This window comes from Streptomyces mangrovi, from assembly GCF_900114215.1.
In the GTDB taxonomy this organism is placed as follows: domain Bacteria; phylum Actinomycetota; class Actinomycetes; order Streptomycetales; family Streptomycetaceae; genus Streptomyces; species Streptomyces barkulensis.
Window position 1 is genome coordinate 38,652 of record NZ_FOSG01000012.1, and the last position, 19,662, is coordinate 58,313.

General features: G+C 72.7%; 21 protein-coding genes and 1 pseudogene. 20 read left to right on the forward strand and 2 right to left on the reverse strand.

Annotated features, from left to right (window positions below; all coding sequences use genetic code 11):
- The first annotated feature begins 13 nt into the window (after nt 1-13).
- Both BM237_RS17635 and ffh read left to right on the forward strand, forming a co-directional pair.
- Nucleotides 14-2,464, forward strand: coding sequence for a [protein-PII] uridylyltransferase (locus BM237_RS17635; RefSeq protein WP_093850652.1), 2,451 nt, complete (start codon nt 14-16; stop codon nt 2,462-2,464).
- Nucleotides 2,465-2,540: 76 nt separating this feature from the next.
- Nucleotides 2,541-4,094: a signal recognition particle protein gene (ffh, locus tag BM237_RS17640; protein WP_093850653.1), complete on the forward strand. Its 1,554-nt coding sequence runs from the start codon at nt 2,541-2,543 to the stop codon at nt 4,092-4,094.
- Between the two features lie 67 nt (nt 4,095-4,161).
- On the opposite strand, the gene BM237_RS17645 is transcribed toward ffh, so the two are convergent.
- The gene (locus BM237_RS17645; RefSeq protein ID WP_093850654.1) at nt 4,162-4,983 is read right to left on the reverse strand and encodes a methyltransferase domain-containing protein; all 822 of its coding nucleotides are present in this window, start codon (nt 4,981-4,983) and stop codon (nt 4,162-4,164) included.
- Nucleotides 4,984-5,204: 221 nt separating this feature from the next.
- Here BM237_RS17645 and proS point away from each other — a divergent pair, with 221 nt between their 5' ends.
- From proS to BM237_RS17725, 16 genes and pseudogenes are all read left to right on the forward strand, one after another.
- On the forward strand, nt 5,205-6,620 hold the full coding sequence (gene proS / locus BM237_RS17650; protein ID WP_093850749.1) for a proline--tRNA ligase: 1,416 nt from the start codon (nt 5,205-5,207) through the stop codon (nt 6,618-6,620).
- Nucleotides 6,621-6,793: 173 nt separating this feature from the next.
- Complete coding sequence (locus BM237_RS17655; RefSeq protein WP_093850655.1) at nt 6,794-7,444, forward strand: hypothetical protein; 651 nt, start codon at nt 6,794-6,796, stop codon at nt 7,442-7,444.
- Between the two features lie 227 nt (nt 7,445-7,671).
- Nucleotides 7,672-8,106, forward strand: a complete 435-nt coding sequence (rpsP, locus tag BM237_RS17660; RefSeq protein WP_093850656.1) for a 30S ribosomal protein S16 — start codon at nt 7,672-7,674, stop codon at nt 8,104-8,106.
- Nucleotides 8,107-8,108: 2 nt separating this feature from the next.
- Nucleotides 8,109-8,348: an RNA-binding protein gene (locus BM237_RS17665; protein WP_093850657.1), complete on the forward strand. Its 240-nt coding sequence runs from the start codon at nt 8,109-8,111 to the stop codon at nt 8,346-8,348.
- A 115-nt stretch (nt 8,349-8,463) separates the two neighbouring features.
- Nucleotides 8,464-9,060 (forward strand): ribosome maturation factor RimM, encoded by a 597-nt coding sequence (rimM, locus tag BM237_RS17670; RefSeq protein ID WP_093850658.1) that lies wholly within the window; start codon nt 8,464-8,466, stop codon nt 9,058-9,060.
- The gene (gene trmD, locus BM237_RS17675) at nt 9,060-9,881 is read left to right on the forward strand and encodes a tRNA (guanosine(37)-N1)-methyltransferase TrmD (RefSeq protein ID WP_093850659.1); all 822 of its coding nucleotides are present in this window, start codon (nt 9,060-9,062) and stop codon (nt 9,879-9,881) included. Before rimM ends, trmD begins: the two co-directional genes overlap by 1 nt.
- A 129-nt stretch (nt 9,882-10,010) precedes the next feature.
- Entirely contained in the window at nt 10,011-10,358 is a 348-nt protein-coding gene (gene rplS / locus BM237_RS17680) for a 50S ribosomal protein L19 (RefSeq protein ID WP_093850660.1), read from the forward strand.
- A gap of 125 nt (nt 10,359-10,483) precedes the next feature.
- Nucleotides 10,484-11,125: a signal peptidase I gene (gene lepB / locus BM237_RS17685; RefSeq protein ID WP_093850661.1), complete on the forward strand. Its 642-nt coding sequence runs from the start codon at nt 10,484-10,486 to the stop codon at nt 11,123-11,125.
- The gene (gene lepB / locus BM237_RS17690; RefSeq protein ID WP_093850662.1) at nt 11,118-12,188 is read left to right on the forward strand and encodes a signal peptidase I; all 1,071 of its coding nucleotides are present in this window, start codon (nt 11,118-11,120) and stop codon (nt 12,186-12,188) included. The genes lepB (BM237_RS17685) and lepB (BM237_RS17690) overlap by 8 nt, the downstream gene beginning before the upstream one ends.
- The gene (gene lepB / locus BM237_RS17695; protein ID WP_093850750.1) at nt 12,115-13,053 is read left to right on the forward strand and encodes a signal peptidase I; all 939 of its coding nucleotides are present in this window, start codon (nt 12,115-12,117) and stop codon (nt 13,051-13,053) included. Before lepB (BM237_RS17690) ends, lepB (BM237_RS17695) begins: the two co-directional genes overlap by 74 nt.
- Nucleotides 13,054-13,124: 71 nt before the next feature.
- Nucleotides 13,125-13,874, forward strand: a complete 750-nt coding sequence (lepB, locus tag BM237_RS17700; RefSeq protein WP_245793705.1) for a signal peptidase I — start codon at nt 13,125-13,127, stop codon at nt 13,872-13,874.
- Between the two features lie 13 nt (nt 13,875-13,887).
- The gene (locus BM237_RS17705; protein ID WP_093662147.1) at nt 13,888-14,211 is read left to right on the forward strand and encodes a DUF2469 domain-containing protein; all 324 of its coding nucleotides are present in this window, start codon (nt 13,888-13,890) and stop codon (nt 14,209-14,211) included.
- Nucleotides 14,212-14,394: 183 nt separating this feature from the next.
- Nucleotides 14,395-14,769, forward strand: coding sequence for a YraN family protein (locus BM237_RS17710; RefSeq protein WP_093850664.1), 375 nt, complete (start codon nt 14,395-14,397; stop codon nt 14,767-14,769).
- 1 nt (nt 14,770) lies between these two features.
- A complete protein-coding gene (locus tag BM237_RS17715) occupies nt 14,771-16,381 on the forward strand; it encodes a YifB family Mg chelatase-like AAA ATPase (protein ID WP_093850665.1) in 1,611 nt (536 codons plus the stop codon).
- 17 nt (nt 16,382-16,398) lie between these two features.
- Nucleotides 16,399-17,172, forward strand: a pseudogene (gene dprA / locus BM237_RS17720) (DNA-processing protein DprA); the annotation flags it as partial.
- Between the two features lie 141 nt (nt 17,173-17,313).
- Complete coding sequence (locus BM237_RS17725; RefSeq protein WP_175541047.1) at nt 17,314-17,958, forward strand: TRADD-N-associated membrane domain-containing protein; 645 nt, start codon at nt 17,314-17,316, stop codon at nt 17,956-17,958.
- A 49-nt stretch (nt 17,959-18,007) separates the two neighbouring features.
- Here BM237_RS17725 and BM237_RS17730 read toward each other — a convergent pair whose 3' ends face one another.
- The gene (locus BM237_RS17730) at nt 18,008-18,331 is read right to left on the reverse strand and encodes a hypothetical protein (RefSeq protein ID WP_175541048.1); all 324 of its coding nucleotides are present in this window, start codon (nt 18,329-18,331) and stop codon (nt 18,008-18,010) included.
- Nucleotides 18,332-18,694: 363 nt separating this feature from the next.
- On the opposite strand from BM237_RS17730, the gene BM237_RS17735 reads away from it, so the two are divergent.
- Nucleotides 18,695-18,943 carry a GntR family transcriptional regulator gene (locus BM237_RS17735; protein WP_093850667.1) on the forward strand — a complete coding sequence of 83 codons (249 nt, stop codon included), beginning with the start codon at nt 18,695-18,697 and terminating at the stop codon, nt 18,941-18,943.
- Between the two features lie 370 nt (nt 18,944-19,313).
- Nucleotides 19,314-19,550, forward strand: a complete 237-nt coding sequence (locus BM237_RS17740) for a helix-turn-helix domain-containing protein (protein WP_093850668.1) — start codon at nt 19,314-19,316, stop codon at nt 19,548-19,550.
- Nucleotides 19,551-19,662: the final 112 nt, after the last annotated feature.

The following is a 19,662-nucleotide window of genomic DNA, read 5'->3' on the forward strand; positions in this document are numbered from 1 at the left end:
AACGGGGGACCGCGTGACCACGGGACCCGGTGACCCCGGCAACTACGCGGCGGCCCGGCTGCGCCTCCTCACCGCAGGGGCGCGGCCCGGGCCGCCGCGCCGCCGGGCCCTGTCCGACCTCACCGACGCCTGGCTCGCCTCGCTGCTGGGCGACGCGGGCGAGGGGGTCGCGCTCGTGGCCGTCGGCGGCTACGGACGGGGGGAGCTCTCCCCGCGCAGCGATCTGGACCTGCTGCTGCTGCACACCGGCCGCGGCACACGCGAGGTCGCCGCCCTCGCCGACCGCCTCTGGTACCCCGTGTGGGACCTCGGGATCGCCCTGGACCACTCGGTGCGCACCCCGAAGGAGGCGGAGAGGGCCGCGGCCGGCGACCTCAGGGTGCAGCTCGGCCTGCTCGACGCCCGGCACATCGCCGGAGACCCGGAGCTCACCGCCGCCCTGCGCACCCGGATGCTCGCCCGCTGGCGCGCCGCCGCCCACCGGCTGCTGCCCGAGCTGCGCGAGGCGGCCCGGGAGCGCGCCCGCCGCCACGGCGAGCTGCGCTTCCTCCTCGAACCCGACCTGAAGGAGGCCCGCGGCGGTCTGCGGGACGCCACCGCCCTGCGCGCGGTGGCCGCCTCCTGGCTGGCCGACGCGCCCCGCGAGGGGCTGGACGAGGCCCACCGCACCCTCCTCGACGTACGCGACGCCCTCCACCTGGCCACCGGCCGTGCCACCGACCGGCTCGCCCTCCAGGACCAGGACCAGGTCGCCGCCGCCCTCGCGCTGGAGGACGCGGACGCGCTGCTGCGCCGCGTCTACGAGGCGGCCCGGGTGCTCTCCTACGCCTGCGACGTGACCTGGCGCGAGGTCGACCGGGTACTGCGCGCCCGCCGCCCGCGACCGCGGCGCGCCGGGCGGCCCGCCGAGCGCACCCCGCTGGCCGACGGTGTCGTCGTGCAGGACGGCGAGGTGGTGCTCGCCCGGACCGCGCGCCCCGAGCGCGACCCCGTACTGCCGCTGCGTGCCGCCGCGGCGGCCGCCCAGGCCGGGCTGCCGCCGTCGCGCCCCGCCCTGCGGAGGCTGGCCGCCGCGGCGCCGCCGCTTCCGGTGCCCTGGCCGGCCGAGGCCCGTGAGGAGTTCGTCACCCTCCTGGGGGCGGGCGAGGCCGCCGTCGCGGTGTGGGAGGCCCTGGACGCGGAGGGCCTGGTCACCGCCTGGCTGCCCGAGTGGGACCGGGTGCGCTGCCGCCCGCAGCGCAACCCCGTGCACCGCTGGACCGTCGACCGCCATCTGATCGAGACCGCCGCGCGGGCCGGCGCGCACGTCCGCCGCGTCCGCCGCCCCGACCTGCTGCTGGTCGCCGCGCTGCTGCACGACATCGGCAAGGGCCGGCCCGGCGACCACAGCGTCGCGGGCGAGGCCGTCGTGCGCGACCTGGCCGCCCGGATGGGCTTCGACGCCGCCGACACCGCGGTCCTGGCCACCGCCGTCCGCCACCATCTGCTGCTGGCCGAGACCGCCACCCGGCGCGACCTGGACGACCCGGCCACCGTACGCACCGTGGCCGACGCCGTCGGCGACACCGGGGCCCTGGAGCTGCTGCACGCGCTCACCGTGGCCGACGCCCTGGCCACCGGGCCCGCGGCCTGGTCCGCCTGGCGAGCGGGACTCGTGGCCGATCTGGTGAGACGGACCGGCGCCGTGCTGGAGGGGGAGGGGGAGCCGGCAGGGGCCGCGGAGGCGGCCGGGGAGCGGGAGCGCTCCGCCCCGCGGCCCGCCGCCGGGGCCGAGCGGCTGGCCGCGCAGGCGTGGCGCACCGGCGGGCCGGTGCTCTCCCTGCGCACCCGGGCCCAAACCCCCACCGAGGCGGGCCGGGCAGGCCCCACCGAGGAGGAGACGGGCCCGGAACCGGTCGGCGCCGAACTGCTCGTCGCCCTGCCCGACCGGCCCGGCGTACTGCCCGCCGCGGCCGGCGTCCTGGCCCTGCACCGGCTGACCGTACACGCCGCGGACCTGCGCGCCGTCGATCCGCTCGGCGAGGGACGGGTGCTGCTGCTGAGCTGGCGGGTGGCCGCCGAGTACGGGTCGCTGCCGCAGGCCGACCGGCTCCGCGCCGACCTGGCGCGCGCCCTGGAGGGCTCCCTGGACATCCCCGCCCGGCTCGCCGAGCGCGAGCGCGCCCACCTGGGCAGCGCCCGCCGGCGCGGAGCCGGGGCCCCGCCGCCGAAGGTGACCGTCGCCCCGGCCGGATCACGGCTGGCTACGGTCATCGAGGTGCGCGCCCAGGACGCCCCGGGGCTGCTGTACCGCATCGGACGGGCCCTGGAGGACGCCGGCGTCACCGTGCGCAGCGCCCGGGTCGGCACCCTGGGCGCCAACGCGGTGGACGCCTTCTACGTCACCGGGCCCGACGGCGCCCCGCTGCCGCCGCGCGAGGCCGCCGGTCTCGCGGCGGAACTGGAGCGGGCCCTGGGCGGCTGACCGGACCGCGGGCGGGCGGATACTCTTGGAGGTCGACCGCCGACACCGCCACCAACGCGAAGGATCCGCGACCGACGTGTTCGACACTCTCTCCGATCGCCTCACAGCGACGTTCAAGAACCTCAGGGGCAAGGGCCGTCTGAGCGAGGCGGACATCGACGCCACGGCGCGCGAGATCCGTATCGCCCTGCTGGAGGCGGACGTCGCCCTCCCCGTGGTCCGGGCCTTCATCAAGCAGGTCAAGGAGCGCGCCCTGGGCGCCGAGGTCTCCAAGGCGCTGAACCCGGCCCAGCAGGTCATCAAGATCGTCAACGAGGAGCTGATCGGCATCCTCGGAGGCGAGACCCGCCGTCTGCGGTTCGCCAAGAACCCGCCGACGGTGATCATGCTCGCCGGTCTGCAGGGCGCGGGCAAGACCACGCTCGCGGGCAAGCTGGGCCGCTGGCTCAAGGCGCAGGGCCACGCCCCGCTGCTGGTCGCCTGCGACCTGCAGCGCCCCAACGCCGTCAACCAGCTCACGGTCGTCGCCGAGCGCGCGGGCGTGGGGATCTACGCGCCCGAGCCGGGCAACGGCGTCGGCGACCCGGTGAAGGTCGCCGAGGACTCCATCGAGTACGCCCGCACCAAGCAGTACGACGTCGTCATCGTCGACACCGCCGGCCGTCTGGGCATCGACGCCGAGATGATGCGGCAGGCCGCCGACATCCGCGACGCCGTCCGCCCCGACGAGACCCTCTTCGTCGTCGACGCCATGATCGGCCAGGACGCGGTCAACACCGCCGAGGCGTTCCGCGACGGCGTCGGCTTCGACGGCGTGGTGCTCTCCAAGCTCGACGGCGACGCCCGCGGCGGCGCGGCCCTGTCGATCGCGCACGTCACCGGCCGCCAGATCATGTTCGCCTCCAACGGCGAGAAGCTGGACGACTTCGACGCGTTCCACCCGGACCGCATGGCGTCCCGCATCCTGGGCATGGGCGACGTCCTCAGCCTCATCGAGAAGGCCGAGCAGACCTTCAGCCGGCAAGAGGCCGAGCAGATGGCCGCCAAGCTGGCCAAGGGACCCAAGGAGTTCACCCTCGACGACTTCCTGGCCCAGATGGAGCAGGTCCGCAAGATGGGCTCCATCTCCAAGCTGCTGGGGATGATGCCCGGCATGGGGCAGATCCGTGAGCAGATCAACGACATCGACGAGCGCGACGTGGACCGCACCGCCGCGATCATCAAGTCGATGACCCCGGCCGAGCGCACCGACCCCACGATCATCAACGGCTCGCGGCGGGCCCGCATCGCCCGCGGCTCCGGCGTGGACGTCAGCGCGGTGAAGAACCTCGTGGAGCGGTTCTTCGAGGCCCGCAAGATGATGTCGAAGATGGCCCAGGGCGGCATGCCGGGGATGCCCGGGATGCCGGGCATGCCGGGGACGGGTGGCGCCCGGAAGAAGGGCAAGCAGCAGAAGAAGGCCAAGGGCAAGCAGCGCTCGGGCAACCCGATGAAGCGCAAGGCCGAGGAGCAGGCCGTGGCCGAGCGCCGCGCCGCGGGGCAGGGCGGCGCCTTCGGACTGCCCGGCGGCCAGGGTCCGGAGGACTTCGAGCTGCCCCAGGAGTTCAAGGACATGCTCCCGCCCAAGTGACCGCCCGAGTGACCGCCCGGGCGACCGCCAGGGGGGCGCCGCCGCCCGCCGCGTGCCGGCGGCGCCCTCAGGTCATGGCGACCACGTAGCGGAACAGGTTCTGCATCCACACGGTGCCGTCCGGCCGTACGTGCGGGCGCAGCGCCTCGGCCAGCTCCTTGGCGACCTGCTCCTCGTCCGTCGCCCGGACGGCCGCGTCGTACAGCCCGGTCGAGACCAGCCCGCGCACCGCGCTGTCCAGGTCGGCGTAGCCGAAGGGGCACGCGACCCGGCCCGAACCGTCGGGGCGCAGCCCGGCCCGTCGCGCCAGGTCCTCCAGATCGTCCCGGCCGCCCGGCCGCCAGCAGCGGCCCGCCGCGCGCTCCGGCTCGGCCGGCCGCTGCGCCAGCCGCTGCGCCACCCGCAGAGCGGGGGCCGCGGCGCACCGCTCGGCCGGCCCCCAGCCCGCCAGTACCACCGGCACCCCGCGGCCGGCCGCCTGGGCCACCCGGGCGAGCACGGCGGCGTCGGGCAGGGTGTCGAAGGCGGTCACCAGCGTCGGCGGCGGTCCCTCGCGCAGCGCCGCGCCGTCCGGTCCGCCGTCCGGACCGCCCGGCAGCACCCGCGCGGTCCAGTGCCGCGCGCCCCACTGCGGCTCCGGCAGCAGCCGCTGCCGGGCCAGCTCCAGGCGTGCCTCGTCGGTGTCCGCCCCCGTGACGGTCGCGCCCCGGGCCGCCGCCATCACCAGCGCCAGGCCCGAGCCGCAGCCCAGGCCCAGCACATGGGAGTGCCGTCCGACCTCGAACCGCTCGTATACCGCCTCGTAGAGCGGAACCAGCATCCGTTCCTGAATCTCCGCCCAGTCCCGGGTGGGCCGCGGGAGGTGCCGCTGTGCGAGCGTGGGTGCCATCGCAACATCCCCATTCCGATGGAAGGATCGCCGGGTAACCGGCCGCCGTCTCGTCCCTTGATGAGGTCCTGGAAGTCCCCGAAAGCCAGGGAACTGCGCATCTGTCCCCGAGTCCAGAGGGGCGCCGGGGTGTTTCCACCCGCGCTTGCCCGCGCGCACTCCTACGTTCCCCCGGCAGTCCGGTTCACGCATCCGCAGCAGACCGCCGTAACATGCGCGACATGGCTAAGGCTCCCGTGCTCACCCCCCAGGCGGAGGACTTCCCGCGCTGGTACCAGGACGTGATCAACAAGGCCGGGCTGGCCGACAACGGGCCGGTGCGGGGCACCATGGTCATCCGGCCGTACGGGTACGGGCTCTGGGAGCGGATGCAGCGGGAGATGGACGCCCGCATCAAGGCGGCGGGCGCCGACAACGCCTACTTCCCCCTGTTCATCCCCCAGTCCTACCTGACCAGGGAGGCCGAGCACGTCGAGGGCTTCGCCCCTGAGCTGGCCGTGGTCACGCACGGCGGGGGCAAGGAGCTGGAGGAGCCGGTGGTCGTCCGGCCGACCTCCGAGACGATCGTCAACGAGTACTTCGCCAAGTGGGTGCAGAGCTACCGCGATCTGCCCCTGCTGATCAACCAGTGGGCCAACGTGGTGCGCTGGGAAATGCGTCCGAGGGTCTTCCTGCGAACGAGTGAGTTCCTGTGGCAGGAGGGGCACACCGCCCACGCCACCTACGAGGACGCGCGCGACTACGCCGCCCGCGTCCACCGCGAGGTCTACGCCGACTTCATGGAGAACGTCCTGGCCATGGACGTCGTGCTGGGCCGCAAGACCCCCAGGGAGCGCTTCGCGGGCGCCGTCAACACCCTCACCCTGGAGGGCATGATGGGCGACGGCAAGGCCCTGCAGATGGGCACCAGCCACGAGCTGGGCCAGAACTTCGCCAGGGCGTTCGACACCCGCTACCTGTCGAAGGACGGGGAGCGGGAGCTGGTCTGGCAGACCTCCTGGGGCACCTCCACCCGGATGGTCGGAGGCCTGATCATGATGCACGGCGACGACGACGGCCTGCGGATCCCGCCGCGCCTGGCCCCCGTCCAGGCCGTCGTCCTGGCGATCAAGGGCGACGACGCGGTGCTGGCGAAGGTCCGCGAGGTCGGCGACCGGCTCGCCGCGGCCGGCGTCCGGGTGAAGGTGGACGACCGCACCGACGTCCCGTTCGGCCGGCGGGCGGTGGACTGGGAGCTCAAGGGCGTGCCGCTGCGCGTCGAGATCGGCCCGCGCGACCTGGAGAACGGCACCGCGATGCTGGTGCGCCGCATCGCCGGGGGCAAGGAGCCGGTGGCGGCCGACGCCCTGGCCGAGCTGTGCCCGGGGATCCTGGAGGAGGACCAGGCGCTGCTGCTGCGCCTCTCCCGCGAGCGCCGCGAGGCCCGCACCACGGACGTACGGACGGTGGAGGAGGCGGCCGAGGCCGCCACCGGCGGCGGCTGGGCCCGCATCCCCTGGGCCGACCTGGGCCCGGAGGGCGAGGCGCGGCTCGCGGAGCAGTCCGTCACGGTGCGCTGCCTGGTCGGCGAGGACGGATCGGTACCCGAGTCCGACGACGCCCCCGGTACGGTGGCCGTGGTCGCCCGCGCCTACTGAGACGCTCCGGTGCCGAGGCACGCCCGGGAACGTTCCGCGGCGCCGCCCGGGGTCCGGCGGGCGCTCCGCCCACACGCCGGCCGGACCCGCCCGGGTGAGTCCTCCCGGATCGGCATACCCGTCCTGTCGGCGCGCATCAACCCGAACCGGCGGGTAGGTGCAAATTATTTGGGATGCCCCGTAATCGGAACACCGGGACACTCTGGCTCGTTGTGCACGACGTGAGCACGACACCACCTGTACTCGCCGCCGAGCTGGCACTCGCGTGGGCCGACATTCAACGGCACCACCCGGAGCTGCCCGACCTGGCCGCGCCCGAATCGCTGATCGGGGAGTCGTCGTCCGCCTGCGGCGCCGAGCTCTCCTTCGAACGGCTGCTCCACGAGGCCGTCCACGGGATCGCCGCCGCCCGCGGAGTCCGGGACACCTCGCGTGCCGGCCGCTACCACAACCGCCGCTTCCTGGCGATCGCCGAGGAACTGGGCCTGGAGCACCCGGAGGAACCGCATCCGAGCAGCGGCTTCTCGCTGGTCGTGATGAAGCCCGAGACCAGAAGGCGCTACCGGCCCGTCATCGAGAAGCTGCAGCGCGCCCTGCGCGCCCACAGCGTCGCCACCACCACCGACACCTCCCGGGCCTTCCGCGGCCCCGCCGCGCGGCACGGTTCGTCGGGTGGCGGGGTGCGGGTCAAGGCCGTGTGCGACTGCGGGCGCAACGTCCGGGTCGTCCCGTCCGTACTGGCCCAGGCGCCGATCATGTGCGGGGCCTGCGGGAAGCCGTTCCGCATTCCGGACAAGGAGAAGGAGGCGGTCGGGGTGGGCTGAGGCGCCGCGGATCCGCGCCGGGCCGGGGGGCCGGGGGAGGCCGGGGCACCGGCTGCCCCCGCGGGGTGCGGCACAAGAGGTGTGGCACAATGGGCGGCTGTACTCGACAGCCGCACAGGACCCCTCTCTCCTCCGGCTGACGCGTCCACTCGGACACTCGGGTACCACAACCCCACGTGGCATCCCGCCGTGTCCAACCACGCCAAAGACCAGGAGACACCACAGCCGTGGCAGTCAAGATCAAGCTGAAGCGACTGGGCAAGATCCGTTCGCCTCACTACCGCATCATCGTCGCCGACTCCCGTACCCGTCGCGACGGCCGGGCCATCGAGGAGATCGGTCTGTACCACCCGGTGCAGAACCCCTCCCGCATCGAGGTCGACTCGGAGCGCGTCCAGTACTGGCTGGGCGTCGGCGCGCAGCCGACCGAGCCGGTCCTGGCCATCCTGAAGGTCACCGGCGACTGGCAGAAGTTCAAGGGTCTGCCGGCCCCGGAGCCGATGAAGGTCGCCGAGCCCAAGGCCGACAAGCGCGTTCTCTTCGAGGCCGCCGCCAAGGAGTCGGCGGACGAGCCCAAGGGTGAGGCCATCACCCAGAAGGCGAAGAAGGCCGACAAGAAGGCGGACGAGGCCGAGGCCGCCGCCGAGTCGACCGAGGCGTGACCATGCTGGAAGAGGCCCTCGACCATCTGGTGAAGGGCATCGTCGACCACCCCGACGAGGTGCAGGTCGCCGCCCGCAACCTGCGTCGCGGGCGCGTGCTGGAGGTCCGGGTCCACCCCGACGACCTCGGCAAGGTGATCGGCCGCAACGGCCGTACCGCACGCGCGCTGCGCACCGTCGTGGGCGCTCTCGGCGGGCGGGGCGTCCGCGTCGACCTCGTCGACGTGGACCAGGTCCGCTGAGGGCCGCGGCAGACAACGCAGAGCACCGGCACGGGCCGGGAGCGGCACCGCCGCTCCCGGCCCGTGCCGTGACCGCCGGTGTACGGGAACCGGCGAGAACCTGGAGTGACGAGCAGTGCAGTTGGTAGTCGCGCGCATCGGCCGTGCCCACGGGATCAAGGGCGAGGTCACCGTGGAGGTGCGCACCGATGAACCCGAGGTGCGCCTCGCCCCCGGCGCGGTCCTGGCCACCGACCCCGCCTCCGCGGGCCCCCTGACCATCGAGTCCGGGCGCGTCCACAGCGGCCGGCTGCTGCTGCGCTTCGAGAGGGTCGGGGACCGCACCGCCGCCGAGGCACTGCGCAACACCCTGCTGATCGCCGAGGTCGACCCGGAGGAGACCCCCGAGGACCCCGACGAGTACTACGACCATCAGCTGATCGACCTCGACGTCGTCACCCGCGACGGAACACCCGTCGGCCGGATCGAGGAGATCGCCCACCTGCCCCACCAGGACCTGCTCGTGGTGCGCGGGCCCGACGGCGGCGAGGTGCTCGTCCCCTTCGTCGGTGAGATCGTCCCCGAGATCGACCTGGACGGGCAGCGGGCCGTCATCGATCCGCCGCCGGGACTCATCGACGACCGGGCCGAGATCGCCGGATCCCGCACCGGGAGCGGTGCGCGGGCCGGCGGGGACGAGGAGGACGGCGGGGACGGGGAGTACGGCGCCTGATGCGGATCGACATCGTCACGATCTTCCCCGAGTACCTGGAACCGCTGAACGTCTCCCTGGTGGGCAAGGCGCGCGCCCGCGGCCTGCTCGACGTACGCGTCCACGACCTGCGGCAGTGGACCCACGACCGGCACAACACCGTCGACGACACCCCCTACGGCGGCGGCCCCGGCATGGTGATGAAGCCCGAGCCGTGGGGCGAGGCGCTGGACTCGGTCGTCGCCTCGGGCGGGGACGGTCAGGAGGAGGGGCCGGTCCTGGTCGTCCCCACCCCCAGCGGCAGCCCGTTCACCCAGGAGACGGCCGTCGAACTGGCCGCCGAGCCGTGGCTGGTCTTCACCCCCGCCCGCTACGAGGGCATCGACCGCCGCGTCGTCGAGGAGTACGGCGAGCGCCTGCGGGTGCGCGAGCTGTCCATCGGCGACTACGTGCTGGCCGGCGGCGAGGCGCCCGTACTGGTCATGGTGGAGGCCGTCGCCCGGCTGCTGCCCGGAGTCCTGGGCAACGCCGACTCCCACCGCGACGACTCCTTCGCGCCCGGCGCCATGGCCGACCTGCTGGAGGGTCCCGTCTACACCAAGCCGCCGGTGTGGCGCGGCCGGGACATTCCCGAGGTGCTGCTCAGCGGCCACCACGGCAGAATCGCCCGCTGGCGCCGCGACCAGGCGTTCCGCCGCACCGTGAGCCACCGCCCGGACCTGGTCGAGAGATGCGACCCCGCCGCGCTGGACGCCGACGACCGCAGGCTGCTGGCGGAGCTGGGCTGGGCCGAGCGGCCCGACGGCCGATTTGGGCCCGTGGCCGAAGGCGTGGAAGAATAGGCCGCTGCCTCGCGTCCGGCGCGCGACCCTGCCACAGGGGGACCAACGCCCGACCGGTACGGCGGCTCACCGAACCCAACGAACGATTCCGCCGATGACCTGTGGCATCGGCGAGGAAAGCAGACGGTCATGCACCTTCTCGACAGCGTCGACTCCGCTTCGCTGCGCAGCGACATCCCCACCTTCCGCCCCGGTGACACCGTCAACGTCCACGTGCGCGTCATCGAGGGCAACCGCTCCCGTGTGCAGCAGTTCAAGGGTGTCGTCATCCGCCGCCAGGGCTCCGGCGTCCGTGAGACCTTCACCGTCCGCAAGGTCAGCTTCAGCGTCGGCGTGGAGCGCACCTTCCCGGTGCACACCCCGGTCGTCGAGAAGATCGAGGTCGTCACCCGCGGTGACGTCCGCCGCGCCAAGCTGTACTACCTGCGCGAGCTGCGCGGCAAGGCCGCCAAGATCAAGGAGAAGCGCGAGCGCTGATCCGAGACCGGTCCGCGCGGCGGAGCACCGGGCGCCCCGGTGTCCGGTGCCGCCCGCGGGGCACGGCCCCCGTGCCGCTGTCCGCACCGGTGTCCGCCGCGCCGCCGGGTTAGGCTCTCGGCTCGATGAACACCGACGAACAGCACACGCGACCGACGGAGCGCGACCGCTCCTCCCACCCCGTACGGGGAGGGGGGCGCCGGTCGCGTTTCGTGCGTCCGGGGGCCGCGGTGGCCGCGGCCGCCGTGCTGCTCCTGCTGGTCCACACGTTCGCGGCGGAACCCTTCCGCATCCCGAGCGGCTCGATGGGGAACACCCTCAAAGCGGGCGACCGCGTTCTGGTGAACAAGCTGGCGTACCGTTTCGGCAACCTTCCGGCGCGCGGAGACGTTGTTGTGTTCGACGGCACCGGTTCGTTCGACCGGGAGCCGTCGCGGGGGACCGACTACGTCAAGCGGGTCGTCGGAGTCGGCGGCGACAGGGTCAGGTGCTGCGACGAGCGGGGGAGGATCGAGGTGAACGGCGAACCGGTGGACGAGGCCTACCTGTATCCCGGCGACCGGCCCTCGGCCGTCCCGTTCGACATCGCGGTCCCCGGGGGGAAGCTGTGGGTGATGGGCGACCACCGCTCCCGGTCGAGCGACTCCCGGGACCACCTCGGGTCCCCCGGCGGCGGCACCGTACCGGTGGACAGGGTGATCGGCCGGGCCGACTGGATCGTCTGGCCGGCCGGCCGCTGGACCTCCCTGCGGGGCCGGGATGGGTAGGCGCGGACGGCCGCGCGACGGTCGGCGGGCGGCCGTCCGCGGCGACGGCACACCGCCGGAGCCCCGGACCACGCTGCGCGGCCCCGGCGAGGGCCGGGCCGACCGGCGGCGCGCCGCCAAGCGGATCAGACGGCGCCGGCGGCTGTCGGTGACCAAGGAGATCCCCGTCCTGGTGGGCGTCGCACTGCTGATCGCACTGGTGCTCAAGACGTTCCTGGTACAGGCGTTCGTCATCCCCTCCGGCTCGATGGAGCAGACGATCAGGATCGACGACCGGGTGCTGGTGGACAAGCTGACGCCCTGGTTCGGCTCGCGCCCCGAACGCGGCGACGTGGTGGTCTTCAAGGACCCCGGAGGCTGGCTTCCCCCCGGGGAGGAGCCGGAGCGGGACGACCCCGTGGGCATCAAGCAGGGCAGGCAGTTCCTGACCTTCATCGGCCTGCTGCCCTCCGCCGAGGAGCAGGACCTGATCAAGCGGGTCATCGGCATCGGCGGGGACACCGTCGTGTGCTGCGACGAGGACGGCCGGGTGACGGTCAACGGCACACCGCTGAACGAGCCGTACCTCCACCCGGGCAACGCGCCCTCGCGGATGCGCTTCGAGGTGAAGGTGCCCGAGAACCGCATCTTCGTGATGGGCGACCACCGCTCCAACTCCGCCGACTCCCGCTACCACCTGCAGGACCCGGGGAAGGGGACCATTCCCGAGAGCCTGGTGGTGGGCAAGGCCGTGGTGATCGCCTGGCCCTACTCCCACTGGCGACGGCTGGAGGAGCCCGAGACCTACGCGTCGGTGCCGGATCCGCGCGGCGAGACCGCCTCCGCGGCCGCGGGCGCCGACAATGACGGAGACGAAGACATGGCGCACATCCCGAGCCCTGCGGAACTCCCGCTCGTTATGGGAGTGGCAGGCGTGGGTCTGCACCGGCTGAGGCGCGGGCTGCGGCGCGGTAAGAGCGGTATCGGTGTGAGGAGTGGATGTGGGGGACGTGGCGGTCGGAGCGCGCTCCGACGCGGACGGGCCCGAGCGGCGGGCCGAAGGCGAGCCCGTGGAGCGCGGTGAGGAAACGGCCGCGGGCCCGGACAGCGGAGAGAGAGTGACGGAAAAGAAGCAACGCTCCTTCCTGAAGGAACTGCCCATCCTCATCGGCATCGCGCTGCTGCTGGCCCTGGGGATCAAGACGTTCCTGCTGCAGGCGTTCTCCATCCCCTCCGACTCGATGCAGAACACCCTCCAGCGGGGCGACCGGGTGCTGGTGGACAAGCTGACGCCCTGGTTCGGGGCCGAGCCCGAGCGCGGCGAGGTCGTCGTCTTCCACGACCCGGGCGGCTGGCTCGACCCGTCGGTCCAGCAGGACACCAATGTGTTCCAGGACTTCATGAGCTTCATCGGCCTGATGCCCTCCGCCGAGGAGCAGGACCTGATCAAGCGGGTCATCGCGGTCGGCGGCGACACCGTGGCGTGCGAGAAGAACGGCCCCGTCACGGTCAACGGCAAGGCCCTGGAAGAGGGGGCCTACGTCTACCCCGGAGACTCCCCCTGCGGCAGTGAGGGCTTCGGCCCGGTCAAGGTCCCCGAGGACCGGATCTGGGTGATGGGCGACCACCGCTCCAACTCCCTGGACTCCCGTTTCCACCAGCAGCTCCCCGGACAGGGGACGGTGCCCGTGGACGAGGTCGTGGGGCGGGCCGTGGTCAAGGCGTGGCCGATCGACCGCTGGGGCACCCTCCCGGTGCCCGACACCTTCGCCGAGAAGGGCCTGGCCGCGGCTCCCGCGGCGCTGGGCCTGGTGGGCGCGGTGCCGCTGGTGATGTGGCGGCGGCGCCTGGGGGCGAGGGCCGTGAAGGGGAACGTGGAAGAGGCCGCCGGAGCGTCTGGGACGGCGTCCGGAACCATGAGCGGGACGGACGGGCGGGCCGAGGGCTGACCCGGGACCGTACCCGGGGGTAGGGTGCGGCGCAGACCGCCGGTGGACCCAGACCTTTTCCGGGAGCGCGAGTGAGCAGAGTCGAACGTACCGGGAAAGGCCGCGGTCGTACGGGCCAGGTGCCGTCGTCGGTGGCCGTGGCGGTCGGCTGCGCCCTCTTCCTGGGCGGCTTCGTCTGGGCCGCGGTGCTGTACCAGCCCTACGCCGTGCCCACCGACTCCATGTCGCCCACCGTCGAGGCCGGGGACCGGGTGCTGGCCGAGCGCATCGACGGCGACGAGGTCCGGCGCGGTGACGTCGTCGTCTTCCTCGATCCGCTGTGGGGCGACATGCCGATGATCAAACGCGTCGTCGGTGTCGGCGGCGACACCGTGGAGTGCTGCGACGAGCGGGGGAGGATGACCGTCAACGGCGATCCCGTCGACGAGCCGTACCGGCTGGAGCGGGAACGCGCCTCCTTCACCACCTTCGAGGCGTCCGTGCCCGAGGGGCAGCTCTTCCTCCTCGGCGACCACCGGGAGGGGTCACTGGACTCGCGCACGCACCTGGAGGACGCCAACAACGGCTCCGTGCCCCGGGACGCGGTGACGGGCCGGGTCGACGCCACCGTCTGGCCGCTGGGCCACGCGGGCATGGTCGAGCGCCCGGCCGGTTTCGCGGACCTGCCCGGCGGGACCTCCCGGCCGGGGCCGCTGGGCCCCGCCCTGGCGGCGATCGGGGCCGGCGCCCTGCTGATCCTCGGCGGTGCCGGGCACGGGGCGATCGGCTCGGTCCGCGGCAAGCGCGCGGGGCTGACGCACAATGGGGGAACGCACGGCTGAAGGGGAACACGCCATGAGCGCCGAGGATCTCGAGAAATACGAGACCGAGATGGAGCTGAAGCTCTACCGGGAGTACCGGGACGTCGTCGGCTTGTTCAGGTACGTGATCGAGACCGAACGCCGTTTCTATCTCACCAACGACTACGAGATGCAGGTGCACTCGGTTCAGGGCGAGGTCTTCTTCGAGGTCTCGATGGCCGACGCCTGGGTGTGGGACATGTACCGGCCGGCCCGCTTCGTCAAGCAGGTGAGGGTGCTCACCTTCAAGGACGTGAACATCGAGGAGCTGAACAAGAGCGATCTGGACCTGCCCGAGGACTCCGACTTCAAGAGGTGAGCCCGGAGCCGGCCGTCGCTTCCATCACTCCCGTCGCTTCCGTCGCTCCGTCAAAGCCGCGCCTGTGGGATGCCCCTTGCGGGTGAGCGGGATATCCACAACCGGTCGGTAGTCCACCGAATCGGACCATGATCATCCGCCCTGCCTCCCCGGCCGCCACAGTCGGCGCCGGAGGTGGTACCGATGAACGGCAGGAACGCACTCGGGCGCTACGGCGAGGACCTGGCCGCCCGGCGGCTGCGCGAGATGGGCATGGCCGTCCTCGAACGGAACTGGCGCTGCCGGGGCGGCGAGATCGACATCGTCGCCCGGGACGCCGACGCACTCGTCGTCTGCGAGGTCAAGACACGCCGGGCCGGCCCGTACGGGCATCCGATGTCGGCCGTGACCCCGCGCAAGGCCGCGCGGCTGCGCAGACTCGCCTCCCAGTGGCTCAGCGAACGCTGGCTCGCCCGGTACGGCCGCCCGCCGACCGGGGGTGTGCGCATCGACCTCGTCGGCGTCGTCCTGCCCGAGCGCGGCGCCCCCCGGGTGCAGCACGTGAAGGGGGTGGCCTGACATGGGCTTCGCCCGTACCTGCTCGGTCGCCCTCGTGGGCGTCGAGGGCGTGGTCGTCGAGGTCCAGGCCGATCTCGAACCGGGGCTGGCCACCTTCACCCTCGTCGGCCTGCCGGACAAGAGCCTGGTGGAGAGCCGCGACCGGGTCAGGGCCGCGGTCGTCAACTCCGGTGTCGACTGGCCGCAGAAGAAACTCACCGTCGGGCTCAGCCCCGCCTCGGTGCCCAAGAGCGGCAGCGGGTTCGACCTGGCGGTCGCCTGTGCGGTGCTCGGAGCCGCCGAACGGATCGACCCCCGCGAACTCACCGGACTCGTGATGATCGGCGAGCTGGGTCTGGACGGGCGCGTCCGGCCCGTCCGCGGTGTCCTGCCCGCGGTCCTGGCCGCCGCGGACGCCGGATACCGCCAGGTCGTCGTCGCCGAGCAGACCGCGTCCGAGGCCGCGCTGGTCCCCGGCGTCTCCGTCCTCGGAGTCCGCTCCCTGCGCCAGCTCGTGGCCGTCCTCACCGACGAACCCGTCCCCGAGGAGGAGGGCCCGGAGGGGCACGGCACCGACGCCACCATGCTCGCCGGTCTCACGGTGCCCGGCGCGGGCGGAGGGATCGCGGGGCTGGGCGGCGAACGCCGGGTGGACCTCGCCGAGGTCGCCGGTCAGAAAGCCGCCCGCAGGGCTCTGGAGGTGGCCGCCGCGGGGCGCCACCACATCTTCTTCAAGGGACCGCCGGGCGCGGGCAAGACCATGCTGGCCGAACGGCTCCCCGGGCTGCTGCCGCCGCTCACCCCCAAGGAGGCACTGGAGGTCACCGCCGTCCACTCCGTCGCCGGGGCGCTGCCGCCCGGCCAGCCGCTGGTCGAGCGGCCTCCCTACTGCGCTCCGCACCACTCGGCCACCACCGCCTCCCTGGTGGGCGGCGGCAGCGGTCTGCCCAGGCCCGGGGCCGTCTCCCTCGCCCACCACGGCGTGCTCTTTCTGGACGAAGCGGCCGAATGCGGCGCACGGGTGCTCGACGCACTGCGCCAGCCGCTGGAGTCGGGGCAGGTCGTCGTGGCCCGGGCCCAGGGCATGATGCGCATGCCCGCCCGCTTCCTGCTCGCCCTCGCCGCCAACCCGTGCCCCTGCGGCCGGCACGGCTCCCGGGGCGGCGGCTGCGAGTGCAGGCCCTCGACGGTCAGACGCTATCGGGCACGGCTCTCCGGGCCGCTGCTGGACCGCGTCGACCTCCGGGTCACCGTCGAACCCGTCACCCGCTCCGAGCTGACGGCCTCCGGCGCCCGGCCGGAGTCCACCGAGACCGTGGCCGCCCGCGTACTCACCGCACGTGAGCGCGCCGCCGTCCGCTACGCCGACACGCCATGGCGCACCAACAGCGAGGTCCCCGGCCACGAACTGCGGACCCGGTGGCCCGGGAGCCCGGGGTCGCTCGGCCGGGCCGAGGAGGACATGGAACGCGGTCTGCTCACCGCACGAGGCCTGGACCGCGTCCTGCGGGTCGCTTGGACCCTGGCCGACCTCGCCGGGCACGACCGGCCCACCGCCGAGGACGTGGACGGCGCGCTGGAACTGCGCACCGGGGTACGGCGCGGCACGGCACTCGCCGGAGGCCGGGCGTGACCGGCCGTGAGGAGCGAGTGGCCCGGGCGGCGCTCACCAGGATCGGGGAGCCCGGAGACGAGGCGATGAACCGGTGGCTCGACCGGTACGGGGCGGTGGAGACGCTCAAGGCGTTCGGATCCGACTCCCCGCTGCCCGGCGCGTCCCGGGCCCGCTGGGCCGGGCTGCGCAAGCGCGCGCGAGGACTCGACCCCGAGGCCGACCTCGACACGATCGGTGGGCTGGGCGGGCGCTTCGTCTGCCCGGGTGACCCCGAGTGGCCGAGTCAGCTGGAGGACCTGGGCGACGGACGCCCCGTGGGCCTGTGGGTGCGCGGCAGGGCCTCGCTGCGGATGTGGGCACTGCGGTCGGTCGCCGTCGTCGGCTCCCGGGCGTGCACGGACTACGGCGCCCATGTAGCCGCGACGCTCGGTTCCAGCCTGGCCTCCCGTGGCTGGACGGTGGTCTCCGGCGCCGCGTACGGAGTGGACGGCGCCGCGCACAGCGGGGCTCTGGCGGTGGAGGGAGCGACCGTCGCGGTCCTGGCCTGCGGGGTCGATGTGGCTTACCCGCCGGGCAACGGCGAGCTGATCCGGCGCGTCGGGGAGCAGGGACTGCTGGTCGCGGAGCTGCCGCCCGGCGACCACCCCACCCGCAGCCGTTTCGTCCTGCGCAACCGCGTGATCGCGGCCCTCACCCGCGGCACCGTGGTGGTGGAGGCGGAGCTGCGCAGCGGCTCGCTGGTCACCGCGCGGCGGGCTCTCGGGTTGGGCAGGCTCACCATGGGCGTTCCAAGACCCATACACCAGGGTGCCGCTCCGATTCCGGCTCCAGACCGCCGCCTGACCGAAACAACCCTCCATCTGACTTCTCTGACCGACGCCCCCGGTCGTTAACGCTAGGCTGATTTGCACTCACGTAGAGCAGCAGACGCGGACGATCGGGGGACAGCCATGACGCGCACCGCTGTGGGCGGGGATGAGGAGGAGCCCGAAAGGAGCAATGCGGGGAGGAGCGGCGTAGCTGTCAGCGGCAGCATCTACGGCTCGGTTGTGCAATTCGTCAACACTGGGTCGATTGAGAGAAACCCTGCTCCATCAGAGCCCGACCTGGCGACCCAGCGGCAAAACTTCTTCTTCGACTTCCTCAAGCAGGCGCTCAAGCAAGCCGAGACCACGTTCCGGCTGAGCGTGTTCTTCATGTCCGGCGGGGCGCTCATCTTGCTGGTCGGCGGCTGCCTGGCGCTGGCCAACGCAGGCAACCCGGACTGGAGCTACCTGCCGGTACTGACCGCGCTGAGTGGTCTGTTGATCACCTCATGTGGCGGTGCGTTCGCCCTTCACTCGCACCGGGCACGCAAGCATCTGACCGAGCAGGCCGAGCGCATCCACAAGAACATCCAGGACGACCGCACCCTTGAGCAGGCCACCGCCCTGATCGACCGCATCGAGGATGACGACCTTCGGGACCGTCTCAAGAGCGTGACCGCGCTGCGGACCCTCGGTCTGTCTCCTGACCCCGGCACGGTCACCGACCGCCTGTTGCCGGGCCAGGGCGGAACGACAGGTGAGATCGAACCCGGCGGCTCTACCCGCTGACAGCCTGAGAGCCCCGGAGGTCACGGCGACCTCCGGGGCTCGCAGGCTGTCAGGGGCGGTTACCGCGTCCTCTGGCGATGCCCTCGCGAACGATGTCCTCCCAGCCCAGGTCGGCGGCCACCCGCAGCGCGTCCTTGGCGGTGACCACGTCGCCCGAGACCTGCTGGATCTGGTGACCGCCGATCCCGGCCGCGATGAGCAGCGACTTGAGTTTCGAGTCGTGCCCGGCGGCGAACGTGCGGTGAGTCGTGTCGGCGCAACCGGTGTCCCTCCGTTGCCAGACCTTGTCGCCCTTGGCCCCCTCGTGGACCAGCACCAGATACGAGTAACTGCCGCACGTGCAGGGGCGGTTGGAAGGTGTCGTTGTCGTCATGGGCGAGAGCATAAGGGCGGCAAGTGATGATCTGTACAGGGTTGCGCCGGAATGGCGTGATCAGGCGGTACGGGCAGGTGGTCGGCCGGAGCCGTCGCACCGAGGGCACTCGCACGGCGGCCACACTCCCGAGATCAGCGGAACGTCGGGCAGCCGTTCGGGTGGCGACGCCCAACGGCTGACCTCCTGTCGCCGCCTCGTCACCGGGTTGACCTTGTAGACCCTGATCCAGAAATCGGCCACGTGTCGCGCCCCCTTGTGTCGCACTCACCAGGACTTATCGAGTTATCGCGCTGATCGAGTGTACGCGTGCTCTCGTGCTCTCGGTAGCGCACCGTGGTACGTGCTCGTAGCGTCGCCAGCGTGAGTGATCTTGAGCTTGACCGCAGCAAGCCGGTGTGGAAGCAGGTGGCCGCCGAGGTCGAGCGGCGCATCGACGCCGGTACGTACCCGGCTGGCGAACGCCTGCCCGGTCTGGTGGCTCTGTCGACCGAGTTCGGCGTGGCGGTGTCGACGATCCAGAAGGCGCTGGCGCACTTGAAGACTCAGGGTGTCGTGCGCGTCGAGCTTGGGCTTGGCACGTGGCCGGTGCCTCCGGCCGACCGGGGTTAAGCACCCCGCGCCCACGGACGCCCACGGAAGACCACGAGACGGCCACCCCCGGCCCAGACGCCCGGGGTGGCCGTTCTGTGCGCCCGGAGACCCCACCGGAGCCCGGGACGACCCCACACCGCGCCACCGGCCCGGCCGGGGGACCGCCGGGGTGTCATGTTGGCGTTCCGCGACTTGGCCGGCCGCACGACGAGTGACCGCGCTGGAACGTCCCGTGCACCGGTAATACCGCACAGACCGTGGGCCGTGCTGTACTGGGTGCATCCGGGCGGCACAGCCCCCGGTCAGACCCCTCGCTTATGGCGAGTTGAGGTCCAAGTTTCCGCATGGCGGCGAATTCCACCTGACATTCCTGTCCCTGGAGCCTGCCATGAAGTTCGAGTTCGAATTCGACCCTGACGCGCTGCGTCGCATCAGGCTGGAGCGCGGTCTGTCCCAGAACAAGCTGGCCGCCAAGGTCGGCCGCCCGGCCACCGACATCAGCCGGATCGAGCGCGGGCGAGGCGGCCTCTCCGTCCCCGCGCTGGCCACCCTTGCCCGCGCCCTCGACGCCCCGATGGACGCCTTCATCAAGGCAGCGGATGACCGAGAGCCGGTGTCGGCGTGATGGAGATGCGCGACGCCCGACCGATGACGGAGTCCGAGCGAAAGAGGCTCCTCCGAATTCTCTTCGGTCCGAAGAAGTAGCCCGAACATGAATCGACCCCCGGGGGTGGCGG

Coding starts and splice junctions, on each gene's coding strand:
- BM237_RS17645 (WP_093850654.1), bottom strand. CDS start 4,983: ATGGCACCCACGCTCGCACAGCGGCACCTCCCGCGGCCCACCCGGGAC.
- proS (WP_093850749.1), top strand. CDS start 5,205: ATGGCTAAGGCTCCCGTGCTCACCCCCCAGGCGGAGGACTTCCCGCGC.
- BM237_RS17655 (WP_093850655.1), top strand. CDS start 6,794: ATGCCCCGTAATCGGAACACCGGGACACTCTGGCTCGTTGTGCACGAC.
- BM237_RS17665 (WP_093850657.1), top strand. CDS start 8,109: ATGCTGGAAGAGGCCCTCGACCATCTGGTGAAGGGCATCGTCGACCAC.
- trmD (WP_093850659.1), top strand. CDS start 9,060: ATGCGGATCGACATCGTCACGATCTTCCCCGAGTACCTGGAACCGCTG.
- rplS (WP_093850660.1), top strand. CDS start 10,011: ATGCACCTTCTCGACAGCGTCGACTCCGCTTCGCTGCGCAGCGACATC.
- lepB (WP_093850661.1), top strand. CDS start 10,484: ATGAACACCGACGAACAGCACACGCGACCGACGGAGCGCGACCGCTCC.
- lepB (WP_093850662.1), top strand. CDS start 11,118: ATGGGTAGGCGCGGACGGCCGCGCGACGGTCGGCGGGCGGCCGTCCGC.
- BM237_RS17705 (WP_093662147.1), top strand. CDS start 13,888: ATGAGCGCCGAGGATCTCGAGAAATACGAGACCGAGATGGAGCTGAAG.
- BM237_RS17710 (WP_093850664.1), top strand. CDS start 14,395: ATGAACGGCAGGAACGCACTCGGGCGCTACGGCGAGGACCTGGCCGCC.
- BM237_RS17715 (WP_093850665.1), top strand. CDS start 14,771: ATGGGCTTCGCCCGTACCTGCTCGGTCGCCCTCGTGGGCGTCGAGGGC.
- BM237_RS17725 (WP_175541047.1), top strand. CDS start 17,314: ATGACGCGCACCGCTGTGGGCGGGGATGAGGAGGAGCCCGAAAGGAGC.
- BM237_RS17730 (WP_175541048.1), bottom strand. CDS start 18,331: ATGACGACAACGACACCTTCCAACCGCCCCTGCACGTGCGGCAGTTAC.
- BM237_RS17740 (WP_093850668.1), top strand. CDS start 19,314: ATGAAGTTCGAGTTCGAATTCGACCCTGACGCGCTGCGTCGCATCAGG.